Source organism: Alcanivorax sp. HI0044 (genome assembly GCF_001634945.1).
Genome location: NZ_LWEZ01001518.1, coordinates 1 through 1,298, shown reverse-complemented (window position 1 = coordinate 1,298; position 1,298 = coordinate 1). Strand labels below are relative to the sequence as shown.

General features: G+C 58.6%; 1 protein-coding gene and 1 pseudogene. Both read right to left on the bottom strand.

Annotated elements, in window-relative coordinates; translation table 11 throughout:
- Positions 1 to 486: pseudogene (locus tag A3730_RS22875) on the bottom strand (hypothetical protein); the annotation flags it as partial.
- The coding region (locus A3730_RS22870) for an adenylate/guanylate cyclase domain-containing protein (protein WP_197477582.1) at positions 470 to 1,298 on the bottom strand (829 nt) is incomplete at its 5' end. The pseudogene A3730_RS22875 and the gene A3730_RS22870, both read right to left, overlap by 17 nt.

Sequence of the window (1,298 nt, the reverse complement as noted above, 5' to 3'; positions counted from 1 at the left end):
TTTCTGGCGTTCCTGCTTGGCGTGGGGCGCATGAAAGTCGGCCAGCTGGTGTTCGAGCCTGTCGTTGGCCAGCATGGCGACAGCCTGGGCCTGGCGTCTCTCTGCCAGTAACTGGTTCAGCTGGCGCTCTTCCTGTGTGGATAAGGCGGTGCTTAATTCATCCATGGCCGCCGGGTTCAGTACCTTGTCGCGGTTCTGGTCCAGCAGGTTGAAGGCATCATCCCATTGCTGCTTTCTGCCCAGTTCCTGGGCCTGGAGAATGATGTGCTGGCGGTACGCCTTGCTGGCCTGGCGGATTCCGGGGTATTGCTCCTGCAAGGCCGGGTATTCGGGGTGCCTGGGTTTGGTTTGTTCAATAATGGCGGCGGCCCGGCTGTAATTGTGTTGTTCCAGCGCAGCGCTGACATCGCTTTCCGGGTGGGGGTTGCCGAGGGTGGCACAGCCAGCCAGTACCGTGGCCAGGGTCAGGCTACTCGCCTTGTACACGTTGATGCTCCGTATTCAGTTTTGCCAGAAACTGGGCAATACGCTGTTCCATCAGCGTTTCGGACAAGGCGTGAACGCCATCGATACGATAGGTTCCCACGGGGTTTTCTTTGCCGCGAATACGCATGGCCCCGGATTCTGTGGCGCGAACCCGGGAGGCAATATTGGGGTTGGACAGAAGCGGTGCGGCGGCAATGATTTCGTTACCGCCGGCCATGTTCGACAGCCGTGAAGCCAAATTGACCGCGTCGCCCACCACGGTGTACTGCATGCGATCGCGTGACCCCAGATTGCCGGCCAGCATGTCACCGGAGTTGATGCCAATGCGGAATTCCACGGTGGTTTGGCCGTGGGCATGGCGGTGTTCATTGAGGCGCTCTACCAGCCGCTGGATCATCACCGCACAACACAGGCCGTGGAACAGGTGTTCATCATCTTTCTCCGGCACACCGAAGACGATCATGGCGCAATCACCCATGTATTTGTCGATGGTCCCCCGATAAAAGCTGGTGGCCGTGGTGATAGCATCAAAATAGACATTGAGCATGTCGGCGATGGCGTCCGGCGCCAGGTTTTCGGACAACCGGGTAAAGCCGACGATGTCCGCAAAGACCACCGTGGCGGAAACGTCACGGCCACCGAGTTGTACCTGATCCAGATCAGCCATCATGTTGCGTGCTACGGACGGGCTGACGAAACGTTGCAGCACCCGTTCTACCTGATCTTTTTCGAGCATGCCGTGGGCCATGGTGTTGTAGGCTTCGATCAGGCCGCCAATTTCGTCGTTGCGGCGATCCTGAATGCGGTAGTTG